The 15,377-nt window shown below is 43.5% G+C and carries 8 protein-coding genes; all 8 read right to left on the reverse strand.

Features of this window, described 5'->3' with window-relative positions; translation table 11 throughout:
* Nucleotides 1–277 precede the first annotated feature (277 nt).
* The 8 genes from brxL to XDD1_RS00190 all read right to left on the reverse strand — a co-directional run bounded on the left by brxL (nt 278) and on the right by XDD1_RS00190 (nt 15,366).
* The gene (gene brxL, locus XDD1_RS00155; protein WP_045973257.1) at nt 278–2,302 is read right to left on the reverse strand and encodes a protease Lon-related BREX system protein BrxL; all 2,025 of its coding nucleotides are present in this window, start codon (nt 2,300–2,302) and stop codon (nt 278–280) included.
* A 190-nt stretch (nt 2,303–2,492) separates the two neighbouring features.
* Entirely contained in the window at nt 2,493–5,093 is a 2,601-nt protein-coding gene (gene pglZ, locus XDD1_RS00160) for a BREX-1 system phosphatase PglZ type A (RefSeq protein ID WP_045967681.1), read from the reverse strand.
* A complete protein-coding gene (locus XDD1_RS00165) occupies nt 5,083–5,658 on the reverse strand; it encodes a hypothetical protein (protein ID WP_045967683.1) in 576 nt (191 codons plus the stop codon). Before XDD1_RS00165 ends, pglZ begins: the two co-directional genes overlap by 11 nt.
* The gene (locus XDD1_RS00170; RefSeq protein ID WP_045967685.1) at nt 5,652–6,770 is read right to left on the reverse strand and encodes an AAA family ATPase; all 1,119 of its coding nucleotides are present in this window, start codon (nt 6,768–6,770) and stop codon (nt 5,652–5,654) included. Before XDD1_RS00170 ends, XDD1_RS00165 begins: the two co-directional genes overlap by 7 nt.
* On the reverse strand, nt 6,771–10,454 hold the full coding sequence (pglX, locus tag XDD1_RS00175) for a BREX-1 system adenine-specific DNA-methyltransferase PglX (protein WP_045967687.1): 3,684 nt from the start codon (nt 10,452–10,454) through the stop codon (nt 6,771–6,773). It abuts the gene before it with no gap.
* 60 nt (nt 10,455–10,514) lie between these two features.
* A complete protein-coding gene (gene brxC / locus XDD1_RS00180; RefSeq protein WP_045967689.1) occupies nt 10,515–14,153 on the reverse strand; it encodes a BREX system P-loop protein BrxC in 3,639 nt (1,212 codons plus the stop codon).
* A gap of 11 nt (nt 14,154–14,164) precedes the next feature.
* Nucleotides 14,165–14,767: a DUF1788 domain-containing protein gene (locus tag XDD1_RS00185; protein ID WP_045967691.1), complete on the reverse strand. Its 603-nt coding sequence runs from the start codon at nt 14,765–14,767 to the stop codon at nt 14,165–14,167.
* The gene (locus tag XDD1_RS00190; RefSeq protein ID WP_045967693.1) at nt 14,764–15,366 is read right to left on the reverse strand and encodes a DUF1819 family protein; all 603 of its coding nucleotides are present in this window, start codon (nt 15,364–15,366) and stop codon (nt 14,764–14,766) included. Before XDD1_RS00190 ends, XDD1_RS00185 begins: the two co-directional genes overlap by 4 nt.
* Between the last annotated feature and the right edge of the window lie 11 nt (nt 15,367–15,377).

The raw sequence follows: 15,377 nt of genomic DNA on the forward strand, positions 1-15,377 counted from the left end.
TGTGTGTTTATTGTACTAACGGAGGATAGCATTTGGTGGGATAATAAGCAAATAGGTACGGCTGATAGCCGTACCTATTATATGGAAGTGTTGATGTAAAGATGGGATTTAAAGCTTTTTACGGCCTGGTTTTGCTAGTTTTGTTAATTCACGTTCTGCTTTGATTTTTTCCAGTATGTTAGCACTGGCATTTATCATTGTATGGCTACCAATGTGGGTTGATTAATTCGTGAACATAAAACATCAACAACTCCTAATGTACAAAAAAAATTAATTATCATCCTAACGCCTTATAAACCGCATCGATTGGATTGGCATAAAAGCTAATTTGGAATTTAGAAAATAATTCTGCAGGAACTGATGGAATATCCGTAACTGAAGACATTGGCAATAAAATCTTCTTAGCTCCACTATCGAAAGCAACCTGAAAACTCGCCGCCAAATCCTGCACTGGCTTAATAACCCCACCTAACGTCATACTACCCAAAACCACCATTTGCTCTTGGACTGGCTTGCTGAGCAAGACTGAGCAAAATGCAATTAAGGCGGCAAGGCTGGTACCCGTGCTTGGCCCCGTACCATGTAGTTCAATCACATGGAGATGATACTCATGCTCAGAGAACTTAGCCACTGCACTAATATGATTTAAATTACCTTTGAAGTAATCAAAACCGACGCGAATAGCTTCTTTAGCTGCGGTGTTTGAGCCTAATCCAGAAGCGTTGTGCTTACCACTCCCCACTATCATTTGGGTTTCAAAACGATACAATCCCGTTAGCCCTGAATCGGCTTGAGTAACTAAATGCACCACTCCAGGTTTTGGCATACCAACAGGAATGAGCTCACTCCCGCCTTGTTCTGCCACGCTAACAAAAAACTCTTCAAGTGTTTCATTATCCAAGTAACTGAAATTCACATCAAAGAATTCCAAACCACCCAATTTCTTCAACTGCTCTTTTATGCGACGACGAACTTCTAATGCATAGATTAAACAAGCTCGGACATCTTCTTTGCCGTATTTAGCATCAGGATGCAGTAATTTAAGCAACCCTGACACGGTTCGACGCACAGCAATAACATCACGCTGATTAAGATTGTTACCTAACTTAAAAAAGCGATCGACAGCATCAGAGAAACTACGCTTACGCATTTCGCGCATATACTCCGCCAGATAATCGGTGATGAGTCCGTACCGATTAGTGAAGAACTCTGGGCGCATCTTCGGAATTTCCCAGCCCGGGATATAAGCATGGAATCGGTCAAAAAAGGCAGTGTCAATCATAGTCGTAGGAAATGGTGCTAATAGGTGGCTGGTTTTAACTAACGTTTCTACACTCTGATTAATGTTACCAACAAACACCATTGACGCTTTACCTTCAATAGAATCACGACCACGGGAGAAAGACCCAGAAGCCATGTAGTCCTTCATGATCTGCACACCATCTTTATCTTTGAAGGTGATCCCTGCCACTTCATCAAAAGCAACAACGTCCCAAAGCCCTACCAAACCAATTTGCCTGCTCGCCATGTTGTAAAACAAATTCGCCACCGTAGTTTGCCCACCAGACACCAGCAGTGAGTTCGGCGAACACTCTTTGTAAACGTGGCTTTTACCCGTACCGCGAGGCCCGAGTTCACAAACGTTATAATTATTCTCAACGAATGGGATCATGCGAGTGATGAGATGCCACTTGGTACGCGTTTCCAAATTGGCAGGCTCCATACCCACCGAACGCAGCAACATATCAATCCACTGATCGCGGGTGAAATTAGCCCGCGCATCAAATACCTCATCCATATTCATGTTAGGCATTTGGATCGGCTTAAGCATCATCAGGGAGAATGGCGAAGTTTTCTGGCCTTCCTCAAAGAAGTAGTTGACGGTGATCATGCACCAGATTCCTCCCATCAACAGCTTCTCGTTGTCTTTTACCATCTGCGAGGGCACCAAAGCATCTTTAATACCTAAGTTAGAAAGCTGTGCCTCATAGACATCTTTCTTCTGATTCAGCTTAACACTAACTTTATCGATGATCTTGTAAGAGCCGCGCTCACGAATTAGAGATTTTACCTTCTCAGCTTCGTCAGGGCGCACATAGTTATCAGACAAAATACGCTTAACGCTTTCAAGTCCTTGCATAACCACGTCGTCATCATCAGATGCGCAATACATACCAAGCAAATACTCGAGCACATAAATCGGTACGTTGGCCCCTTCTTTCAGTTGCTTGGTCAAATCCTTACGAACCACGCGACCACGAAACTGTTGGTTCAGCAACGAATCCAAATCCATTACTATCATTCCATCTACTTCACTTTCAATGAGAGGAGCTGCCAATGACTCACCTTTACTCACCAATGCATTTTCATTCGCAACGTAGATGTTCTGCGTTAATCCTGTAGATTCTTCACTCTCAGACTGCCACTCCACCTCATGAGAGAATGTATCTGGCAACTGGCTGTCTTTATTGTCCGGTAGCATGATGCCTCACTTAAAAGAAATCATCCTGAATGGCGAGATCAATGGTCACAGCATATTGGCTAAAACGCGTCTGGGTTTCGCTGTCTTCCAACACTAGCGTGTAACAGTTTCTACGGTCAAACTGATTACCTGCCAACTTCAACGTAACATCACGTACACGTTGATCCATACCTTCATTATCACTATCAAAATTTACCGTTTCCTTCGCCGAAACGATGTTATTCCCAACATCGACAATATAGATAGTGAGTTGGCGTGCACGATACTGTTCATTAACCGGCTCCGTCTGAATAAAGCTAACTTTATCAATATTACTGACCAGCTTAATGTTTTGACTCTTTGCCACCACGCCAACTGGACGTTGCTGACGTTTTTCTGCTTTTGCTTTATCCAACGGTTTTACCTGTAGAACAGGGACACAAATCTCTTGCAACATCGCGCCACCGTGAACAAAACGGGCACCACCGGTGAAGTGGAAACGCTGTATCCCCTTGGGTAGCAAAAACTCACTGTTATCACTGCTGCCAGCAGTATCAGCAAGTTTTCCACGCCAGCAGAATGGGTCATCAGGAAGTTGATGCCCAATGATGAAACGTTTCTTCGCTTCAATGGTATTTTCTGGCTTAATTTGCAACTTGGTTTTATCTGTCTCAGTCAACGGACGTTGCTGGAATAAGAAACCGTGGTCAGCCGTGATATAAACACGAGTGGCATTCAAGCGGTTAATGACGCGGGTCACTAAATCCTTAAGCTCATTGATCGCCGTACGGCAAGCCTCAAAGGTTTTATCCTCGGTTGACCCTGTATCGCCAGTCGCATCAATCGTGTTATGCCAGATATAAACCACTTCTGCATCACGGACTTTTTCACGGCCTTCACTGTTATTCCACTTAAACAGCTCTTCTGACTTAACCGCCATACCTTTCACATTACGCAAAATAGCTTCACGATTAATAAAGCCATGTGTCGATTGCCCATCAGCGTAAATTATCCCAGAATTATCTGGCAGGTAACTTAGTTCTCTGTGAGGTAAAAGCGCTGCCATCCCCAATTGGGTGTAACTTGGCAACACCCCGGTTTGAGAACGCAACTCAGAGCTAAAGCGCTTTTCACTGTTAATTAGACTGTCTAATTCCTGAGCAACCTCGTAACGCAATGCATCGGAAATAATAACGAAGACACGTTTAACCTTCGTGGTACTTAATTCGTGTTTTACCACGTCATTATAGAAATTACACTGCAACGGGATCCCGTTGAATTTCCATGTTTGTAGCTTCTGTTCATCATCCAGCAGACGGTTCCATTCGCGGCTCAGCTCAGCTAAATACCAGTTGGTGTAAAGCGCTTCAATATGTTCATCAAGCGCACGTAAAATATCTGCGCCTTTACTGTGCACCTGCATGGCCTTCTCGTTAAATAAACGATATGCCTGATCAAAACGATGAAGTTCCGAGCAATAGGCCTTCCACAATGAGGAGGAGTCAGCATAGTGGAAACCATCAACATGGATATTACGTAAATTCAGTAGCCGTTCCGCATGGCGTAACGCTTCATAAATGGAATAATATCCTGGCCTGGTTTGGCACCAATGCGCCATTAAACGATGCGATAATAAATTCTTAAACGCGACGCGATCGAGCGTTGTGCTCTGCTCCAACAACAGTGTAACCAAGGCCTTAATGATAAATTGTTCGATAGCCTCAAAGGTTTCACATTCTTGTAGAGCATACGGCGAACTTTCACGATAGTGCTCGTTAAGGTCAAACTTGGCAGCAAGCTGATTGGCGATAAAATCATAATCTTCACTGAAACGACGATCAGCGCGCCAACTCGCCATAAAGGCTAATGCCGAAGCCTTACCCGCAGCTGTACGTAACACATTGCTGTTCAACCAATCACGTCGTTCTTTATCCCCCTGCAACCACAAATCGGTGCAGAACAGTTTGAGGATAAAGTCATCCAGCGAAGGGGTTTCACTCTGATAGCTCATTTCCTGCTGAAGAATTTTCCACAGTACTGAGGTAAGTTGCAGGCATTCCATCACCACCAAAATATTTTCCAACGCGTTATCTTCTTCATCACGATGTTGGCGCACGTAATGCTGCATCAGGCTAAACAGGATCTCTTTAGTCTCAAATGACTTAGCGCCTGCGACTACCGCCAGCATTTTTTTATCCAGTGATTCTTCTGACTCACCTTCGGTGATCCAATTTTTTAGGGTTTGAGTACGTGCGTTAACGGCAAAAAACGCCTCACGTCTTTGAATATATTCACGTAAACCCAATTGAGGGATCTTGAGATCACTTAGAATCATCGCTGCATGGTCAGCATGGAATTCATCACTATATAAACGAATATCCAACAGCCAATCCTGCTCACGCGCTGGCCGTTCACAGTTAAAATAGAGCAGAAATTTTTGCTCTGGCTGATCAAGTTCGATTCTTTTTTTTATCGCCAGCAGTGATTCTGTACTCATGTCCAATACAATAACGCTTTCCAATCCAAGATTAGGTAGAACACTGTTGAAATGCTTATCGGGATCGTGCCAAAACACGATCCGATACTGTTCAAACTTTTGAGTGATACCTGCGTTCAGGTCTTTAATTTGCATTATCTGCCTCAAAATACTCGGTAAGTTCTCTCACGCTGTGGCAATTAGGATGTTGGGCGGCGTTATCTACCTTAAAACCATAATAGTTGACCATCTTTTTCGCAAAGCTCACTTTATTCGCGGGACCTCTTTTGCCTGGTTGTCGTCCAAGTTCTCTCAAGCGCTCCCACGGCATACCTTGTGTCGCCTCGGGATGTTCTTCAAAAAACGCATCTTCATTAAGCCAGATTTTCATAGCCTCAGTATCAGCTAAAAACCATGCTTCCAACGCTTTTACGGCAATAAAGCAAATATCAATATCATCATGTGCAATACGAGTCCTAACCTCATTCGGGGAGTTAGCCTCTTCCAAATCAGTGAGAATACAAATTTTCTCTGCACCTGCTTTCTGTAATCTGTCGATAAAACTCTCTATATATTTAGGCAACAGATTTCCCCCGCCTTCAGCATCAACAACAGGTGTAACTAGTTCATAACCATGTGCATACAAAAAAGCTTTAAAGTTAGGAGAACTAATGATTATTGACTCACTGGCACCTTCAACGATAAATCCCACTTTTACCATGGTAAACCACCGTCAAATAGATTCGTTAGCCACGCAGTATCTAGTGGGATTTGCTTCTTATCTACACCTGAATCAGAAGCGTGTTTCAGCTGAGTTTTGCCATCGTTCTTGCTCACGAGCCAGAGCTCTTTTGGCTCCAGATTACGCACTACAGACTCACTGTGAGTCGTAATAATTATGGGATGTGCAAGTGAAGCAGTATCACGCATCAGTTGTACTAACTCACCAATAGCCTTAGGATGAATACCACGCTCAGGCTCTTCAATGATGGTCATACCCGGCTTGGATGCACGACTTAAAACCGCGGTCATAATGCATAGCGCATAAATAGTGCCATCAGAAATCAAATTTGCGGGAAAAGGATTTGCCGTGCCTTTTTCTTTAAAGGTCAGTACCGTAGCACCATCCAGTTTTTTCTTCTCAGTTGACACGCTTTCCATGCCAGGCACAATGAGTTCCATCCAGTCTAAGATTTGTTCTTTAAACTCAACATCCTTTTCCAACCTAGAAAGCACAGACGCAATATTACTGCCATGAGTGTCAAGATACGTCTCATCTACTGACGAATTGTTGGCTTTCTTCGCAGAAAGAGGGTCGATGCGAAACACTTCAATGTTAGTGATATATTGATAAAACGGGCTTTCCCCTAGCAACATCAAGGCTGTCATGTCTGAAGAATAAGCGGGTAACTCTGTGAGTTTAGCCCCGGGTTTCAACACAATATTGACTTTATCACTCTGCTTACGCTCAATAACAACTGCACCATCAACGGAGAGTTGTTCGGTAATAACCGGTTTTTTATCCATCTCTGTGATCGTCAGAAGATAATCGAATTGCTGCTGGCTGATCGTAATCACCAGACGAAGCTCAACAGTAGCGCGGTTTTTACCTCGCAATTTATAGCAATGAATATGCTGGAAGCCACCGAAATCTCTAATTGCTTGAGTAGCTCCAGTCTTCACCACGGCACCAAAGAAAGCCAGAGCATCCGTAATATTACTTTTACCTGCACCATTAGAACCCGCGAACGCGATAAATGGCGAGTTCTCATCAGTTATCGATAATTCAGCAATGCTTTTAAAACCTTTAATGGTTAGTGGAGCGCTACTCATCTATTCCTCCTGAGCCTTATTGCCCGTGATAGCTTTCACATCCGCGAGCAGGTTGCCAAACTTGCCGTAGTTAACCTTAACACCGTCATCGAGATCAATAGTGATCCTCGTATCAGCATAGTGACGCAAACGGTCGTCGAAACCTCGCAGTTCGTTAAATTTTTTGCTCAGCCCTTCTTGCTCTTTTTTCAGTCGGTTAGCTTCGGCGGTGGAAGATGCGTTATCACGCTGTTTTTGCAGGCGATCAATATTGCTTTGATAACGTGCCAACAGTGGCACCACATATTCAGTTCTTATGCGCGCTAACGTGGCGTCATTATAGCGATGCAGATAAACCAGGCACTCAAACGCCTTCTCTTTACCCGAACTAAATAGCCAGTAAATTGGGCGTTTCTTATACATCTTCATATGATCTTTCCAGAACTGAGTGGAAAGATAACGGCGGATGGTGTCGAGTGCAGACTCGCCTTTTTTCGGTTTGATGGCGTATAAGCACAGGCTTTCAGCAATAAAATCGAGGTTTTCTTGCAGATGTTCTTCACCCCACACAGTGCGGACAAACTCGCGCACGCGGGTGGTGATGTCATCATCAAACCAATCAGAATCCATTAATGGCAGAATTCCATCGTTATCGGCTGGGAAGGTTTTGTAGGCACCCTGCTCGACTAGCTCAGCAAAACCTTTATTGCCGGCGTGAGCGTAGACCAAGCCTTCTCTATCGAGAGAGTAGCGGCCCATCATGCAGCCAATGGCGTAGCTGAGGAGTTCGGCTAGGGTGTCGGATTGATTTCTATTTTTTTTATCATCTAACCCTAATAATTCACTATATCTAAATAATAAATTTCTTTTAACCGTTACATTTGATAAGGAAACCTCAAAAGGCATTGAATTGCTAACATTATAGATATCATTTACTATTTTATTTATTTCTTCCTCAATATGTTTCATATCATTAGATATCTTTTCATTTTGCTTAAAGTACTCTTCAATACTTATTTTTAGTCTATTACAATTAAATGATAAAACTGGATTTTTCTTAAACTCCCACGATTCCTCATAAGAATCCCAATCAAACTTAGATAATGTAATTAAATCATTACAGAAGGATTTTAATAAATCATCACTAAGCAATTTTTTCTTAGTTGGAATCTTTAATAATGAGCCAGGGTTAAAATCAAGAGTAGGACAAAGTAAATTTACTATATCTTTACAAAAGGAACTATTGAGAAATGACATCGTGCTAAGAGTCAAATGATTAGGTACAAATACCATTGAACCTTTCTGATCAAATAAGTAGCCATTAGGAATAAAACGGCATGAAAATGAACCTGAAGATAAACTACTATATGTAATTCCAGAGTTAAAAATATGATCTAAATTAAAATTATGTGCCCATATTTTATCTTGTGTTGGATGTTTTCTTGTGCGTAATAATTCACCATCCCTTTCCCAATTTACTACATACTCATTATTTCCATACCATTTTCTTATAGCTCCACCCTTAGTATACGGAAACCATTTACTTGCTGATTTATAAGCAGCTTTTCTATCTACACTTTCAAAATTTATTTTCTCGAAACATACCTCATACCAATATCGCAAGTAGAAATCATTATCACATGTGGTCATCCCTTGTAAAGTTTCACCAAACTCACTAAAAGGTACATTCTGTTCGAAAACATGAACTATATCTTCACTAACCCAATACGCTATAGGAGCCCCAGAAATTTTTTTGAAATCACCCTGTTTAGTGTTATCGAAACGCTGATACTGTTCTTTTAACGCTGTGCACTTTTCTTCTTCATTACCATCAATTAAACGGAAAAATACTGGTTGATAACCATCAGCATGATGTTTATTCAATACCCAAGCCGTAGTCTGGACTACCTCACCTGAAATCTGCCCAAATGCCCTAGCGCCTAAATGCGCCATGGTAACAAACGTTTTGGTATCTAATAGCCATTCACGCAATTTTTCATAGCTAGACAGGAACATCCACGACTGCATATTAACCTGAGCATTAAAGCCATTGGCTTTTAACAGGCTAAACGCATGCTGCATAAACATCGCAAACAAATCAGACTTACTATCCGGAAACTGTTTCTTAGCAAACTCTTTCAGCTCACGATTCATTCCTTTTCCGCCCATATACGGCGGATTCGCTACCACAGAATCATAGCGCTGTGCCAGCAACCATGCCTGATGGATAAATGGAATTATCACATGTACCGCTTCTTTCTGATGAGTATCACCATTATTTTCCAGTTCAATCAGCTGCTGTAAAAAGGCGTATAATGCTTCGGAATCCTGCTGTGGAACCTGAATTAATGAACCCAACGTTTTAGCCTGTGTAAACAGCGCCAAAGTTCTCAACAGTAGTTGATATTCTTCGCTGTGGTTTTCTGTGCTCACAACATCTTGCGCAAACATATCCACAGTGTTACCAGTACTACTCTGTTGATCCAAGTTAAGTGCCTGCCACAGCGCAGGAATATCCAGCTGAGCACTTTCCTGCAATGAAAGCACATTTAGGCGAATATCACGGGTGAAGATACGGCGATCGTCCTGACGAGCCATCATCAACAAGGCAAAACCTGAAAGCTGCGCCGCACGGTCGTCGATATCTAAACCAAAGATATTGTTCTCTAGAATCAACTGCGGAATATCACGGCTGCGATAACCACGCTCTTCATAAATACGCTTCAAAACGTTATAGGCTTCAATCAGAATATGCCCAGAACCACAGGCAGGATCCAGCACCTTAATGCTTTCCGGCTCAATGCTGTCCGGTGTTATTGCTGCCCATTGAGCCTGCACTTCGGGTGTTTGCTCTGCCGGTTCGATGTAGTACGGCATACTCTGTTTTAACGGAGAATCGGGATAAGTTTGCAGCCATTGGCGACCTACCGAGTTTTGCACCAGATATTGCACAATCCAGTTTGGAGTAAAGAGCTGAGTCGCAGCAGGAATATCCTCACTCTTCACCACCTTGCCCATTACCAGATCTTTCTTCTCAGAGATGTAGAACTGATACAGCCAGCCGATAACTTCAACCTGTTCCCAATCTTCCTCAGGAATGCTATCAACCAAACCACGCAAAATAGAGTCGGTGCGCATCAGGTTATCAGGCAACAACAATTCAGTTTCATCGTTCAACGAATCAAACAGGAACGGCATCGCTTTATGCAGGAAATGACACTGACCTAACAGCAGCTCACGGTATAGTGCTTCATCTTGATCGCCCGCCAGCTTCATCTCCACCAACTGTTGCGTATTTTTCAACCCAAGACTGGTGGCCACTTCTGGCACATGCTCTAACACTTCAAACCCAAGCGCATCGTTTGGGTTGGAAAGTACCCTAAAACCATGATCGAGATACCCATGCAGTTCCATATAACGCAACGCGCACAAACGGTTAAACCATGTATGAGCTACATGCTCAACCAGCTGCATGTATCCCATCACATGTGCACGTTCCACTAAATAATGGCGACGAGTTAACACCGTTTTAGGGTGAGCAAAACTACCAAAATGAACCTGATCACCCACTTCTGTGGCATCAGTAATCTGCAATTGGCCTTTTTTATCGACGTGAATCCCTAAAGAAGTGAGCTTTTGTGCAATAGCATTACAAAACTGGGTTCGTGCTAGAGGGGCATATTTTTTGATGTTGGAAGTGTTCATTGCTAATCCAATTTTTGCAGGCGGGAGAAACTCTCACCTGCGGAATTATTTCAAATCGAGTTATTGAAGACGAATGCGATCACCTGCATTGAGCGTTTCAAGCAGCGTTTCTCGCAGTTGTGCCAGTGCCTTTTCCATTTGTTCAGTAGTATCGATCACATCACCGCCAATCACCTTTGTCATTTCACGGGTGGCGTGGATAGCTCGGATCTTTTTAAGCATCGGCACAGGATTACTTGGCTTATGGGCAGGTTGTACTGGGGTTGGTGAAGTTTGTCCGCTGGCCTTCGCTGCTTTTTCTTCTGCTAGTCGCTTCTTGCGCTGCTCATCGATCCAGTTATTCATCAGGCGTTCAGCTTGCTCTTGCTGCGCCTTAACTTCTTTTTGTTCGTTATAGATCTCGGGAATCGATTGAGTATGCAGAACGCGTTCGCGGCTTTGCTGCATGGGGCGTAACGCCTGATTTAACAACGTATCTGGCGTCTGAATCTGCAACATTTGTGATTTAACATCTTCGATGCGGTTATCAATACGTTGCAAGCCGTGCTCACGCGCTTCTGCCAACAGGCGCTGGTTTACGGCTTGCACCTCTTCAATTAACGGTACCACACGACGCATATGGGAATACGGGCTCACCATTTGGTAGATATTGTGGAGCTCAATCAAAGCCTTTTGTGCTTTATCGTCTTTCTCCAGCGCGCTGCGGTTAGCCTTAAAGCTACCATTCAACGCACCAGAAAGCTGCTGCCACGCTTGGAACTGGTTGCCGTAAAAATCGCTAAGGTCATCGCGATCTTCTGCAAAATCTGCCAATGCGTTCGACTCGTCAATTACCTTCTCTACCAACGCAAAATCCTCTTTTTGCGATAACAGAGATTTAATCAAACGCAGACCTTCCTGTATCTCTTTTTCACCGGGGAACTTGCCCGTTTTGGCCGTTGTTTGGTAGCCCACATATTCCCGCTCCCAGCCTTCTAACGTAGTACGAATATGCTTTGCGAGCGCTTGTTCTTCACGCTCATTGAACGATTCGGCTGCCGCATCATTCATGATGTGTGCTGCTTTACGCAACTGGCTTTCATCATGCAAGCGCACTTTTAGTAAGCGTAACTCGCTATGGCGACGGGAGTTTTCAAATTCATCCCACGCCTGCTTAAGTGAGAGCTGATTGTTTTGCTTGGTGAAGCTAATTTTCCCTGAACGCGCCAAACGTGCGACCAGCAACTTAACCTCATCTTCCGGCCAACCATAAGGGCGACGCCCAAAGTGGGTGAGCACATCACGCAGATACACTGCTTTATGATGTTCAACACACATACTCACCCAAAGCTCAACTTCACGCTTGGCTTCCGGGTTGCACTCTTCAGCGGACATATCCAGATTAATTTGCGCTGCATCTTCAATGGTAAGAAGTGCATGGATTTCACGGCTAATCTCACCGTCGGTTGAACGCAACAGTTTCAGCTTCGCGAAGCTGTTTTCGATAACGTATTTGCATGCCTCATCCACAATCGCCGTCGGTGAGGCAGATTTCTTCGGCAAACGCACGCCAATGGCATAAACCGCAGCTTCGGCCAACAGCTGTTCAATCCGTACGCGCAGTGTTTTTTCGCGATACTGATTTTCGCGCGATTTCTCCGCCAGCAGCATTGCCTGTTCCGGCCGTTGTCCTGATTGCTTGTTGAGAAAACTCTCGGTCTTAACCATTGTTTCCAAGTCTTTCCAGACCAGCGGCTCATCACCCAAGCGGATCAAGATACAGCGCTCATCTTTCGAATACGGAATACAGGTTAAATCATCTTCGTAATGCTTATAGCTGGTATCTAGCGGTGTCAGAATTTTCACCACTAAGTCTTCCAAGTTAGCACCGTCTAAAGGATGCCCATTACAGAAGCGGCTTATTGGGAAGTCTTGCTTGTTGACCGGATAACGGTATTTTCGGTTTTTCAGTAAGTCGTCAAAAATAATGTTTGAAAGACGCTTGTTGATGGTGGTGTATTCTACATCCACGTTGCGAATTTCGTTCTCAATCTCTTTTTCTTCATTCGTTAAGAACAGATATTCGTCACCACTACGAGCTATCAGCATTTGGTTTTCAAGGCGATGAAGGCTGGCTTCAATCTGGCGGCGTAATGTAATTTTATCCGCATCAATACGATCGATAGTTAATGTAACAAGATTATCTAAAGTACTCTTCAACACATCCACATAGCGGATCAAGAATAATGTTTTTAATAGTTGGATATCTTGCTCATATAAGCCAAGATCGTCTGCCTGTTCGATCGTGCGTTTAACCGCTGGCTCAAGAAAACCTTCAATCGGTTTATAGAAGCGCCAGAATGGGATCAACGTATGTAAATCTTGGTTCTGTACCTCCTGTGCTGCCGACTGGAACGCAGCCAACAGCGAGCGTTCTCCCATGGCCAAATGTTTACCGGTAGCACCTTTGGTACGGATGGACTCAAATACTTTTTGCACCAGCTGGAAGTGCCAAGGAACGAATGGATAGTTATCAACGAATTCCGCAGACTGAGTATAAGGTTTGAGGGTCGCTTTCGTGGTGGCATCAAAAGCCAGCTGGTTACGCAGGATATCGCCTTTTTCTGCAAAAATATTTTGCAGAGCTTCTGCTGCTGGCTCCGTTTTAGTAAGCAAACGCTTTTGAATTACTTCGGAAGTGTTCGAACTGGAAAGCTGTAAACGGGTTGGGAAACGTCCCTGAATTTTAGAAAAATCCTGGCCATCTCGACGATCCATGCCGCCAATGGCCGCATCAATATCAGCCTGTGATGTCACCACAACCCATGCACGGCCGCCACAGATAGTACCGAGGTTCTCGGTAATGGTCTGTAGCTTTAACATCATTTGAGTATTTTTGCCGATGAATTGCCCCACTTCATCGACCATAAACAGGATGTTGCCGTCTCCTTTGTTGTCTAAATACTCTTTTACCCACTTGCAGAAGTTGGTGATGTCTAAAGGAAAATTGGTGTCAAACTGCTCTGCCCACTGACGGGATGATTCTTCAGTTTGACCACAGGCAAAGCTTAGGGCTTGCGCCATTTCGTCGCGGAAGAAATCATACGCTTCACGCTCTTTCTCCCACGACGAATCGGTAATTTCAGCAAATTTCTTCTTGAATTCGATATATTGACCACGGCGATCCAATTCGCGTTCTAAATGCGCGATATGCGGGAAATCCGCACAGTAACCTATACGTTCATTAAAGACCTTAAGAAAGGCTTTAAGGATCGCATCTTCACGGTCATCAGCATTAGCTCGAGAATCAATATTGAACAAAATCACTTCTGTAGGATATTTCACTGCGCGGTGAATATCAGCCAACAGCCACTTATCATCAATTTTCTCTTCAAAAAATGACAGCGCTTTACGGTTATCACCCTTGTGACTAACCTCGCGGTTGGCCAATAAATAAGACAAAATTTTGATGAAATGCGATTTACCAGAACCAAAGAAACCGGAAACCCAAACGCCAATCTTATTCTCAACACTGATGCGCTCAGGGCCTACTGCTGGCAAATAAGACTCGAAGAAAGCACTAAAATGGCGATCAAGTTCACGGGTGATGACATATTCGTCTAATTCTACGTAAGCGCTTTCGTTATCAGTCTGTTCAGCCTTAACAACCCCATTGATATTCCTATTAATAGGTTTGGCAAAGATTTGTTCAATTTTCATAGCTGTGCTCTTCAATAATTATTCAGCAATGCCGCAGGGCCAGTTTCAGGAACCAATCGGAATGCACGATAATAGTTACGGGAATCAATGCCAGACAACGGTGTTAAGTCATAACCGCTGTAGGTACCCGGATAAAACATCAATAGAGGCGTAAAACCCATAACATCCTGTAGGGCGCTCATCAACTCATGGCCACGAACAAATGGCCACGCACTGCCTAACCCTGAAACAATCACAAAATTTTGATCTTTTAATGCAACGGCTTTGGCGATATGGTCAGCAATATTTTTTTGACTTAACAACCCCGCCAGATGTTTTTTCATCTGCTCAGTACCAATCTGCTTTTCTCGTGCACAAACCCGCCAAAACAAATTTCTGTCTTCCAACATATCTACCAAAATTTTGAAAATATTTAGGTGAACAAAGGAATAATTTTTCTCTAACCGTTTTACAAGAAACTGCAAATATTCTCTGACCCTGATTTCTTCCTGCGCTGGATAGTCAAAGATCCAGAAACTGATTTCATTTCCTGGGCGCATATTGCGCGGAATACCTTCCGCTTCAATACGTGCTTCGATTTGTGCCAGGCGATACTCCAGAACTTTATCCGTCACTGTTTCCCCTCCATCAAGGGAACCAAATCATTACGTTCAATACGCGCTAACAGATCTTGAACCTCCGGTAGTAGGTATACCGTCTGTAAGTTGCGGCGACGCGGCGTATCAATATACCCCACTTCGCTCAATGCTTTTATCGTGTTATTACCCATTTTCTTGAGCGAAGACTCAGAAAAATTTTTCAACTCTGGATGAACACTGCTTTGGTCTTCAACGAAAGTTTCCCATGCATTCATGGGGAGAGATTCGCGGAACTGTCTTTTAGCATCATTGACAACCAATGAGATAAACACTTCAACTACAGGTGACTGCAACATCAATGCCACAATCAAACACTGATTTCTCTCTCGTTCACTACCAAAGGCAATAAGCTCTAATCCTTTACTATCAAGCATGGACAGACGTAAGCGGAGTGTGCGCGAATAGCGAATTGCCGTCTTATCAGAAGATGCCTGAAGGATATTTTCAACGACAAGATAATTCTGCCATTCTTCCTCATTGGGTGATTGCAACATCAGTTCAGCGATTAAACGGCTCTCACGGCTCATCAAAGAACCACCGAGGAGGTCGCCAATCCAGGTTTTGTCATACTTCATATCGTTTGTAA

The sequence above is a fragment of the Xenorhabdus doucetiae genome, from assembly GCF_000968195.1.
GTDB classification, from domain to species: domain Bacteria; phylum Pseudomonadota; class Gammaproteobacteria; order Enterobacterales; family Enterobacteriaceae; genus Xenorhabdus; species Xenorhabdus doucetiae.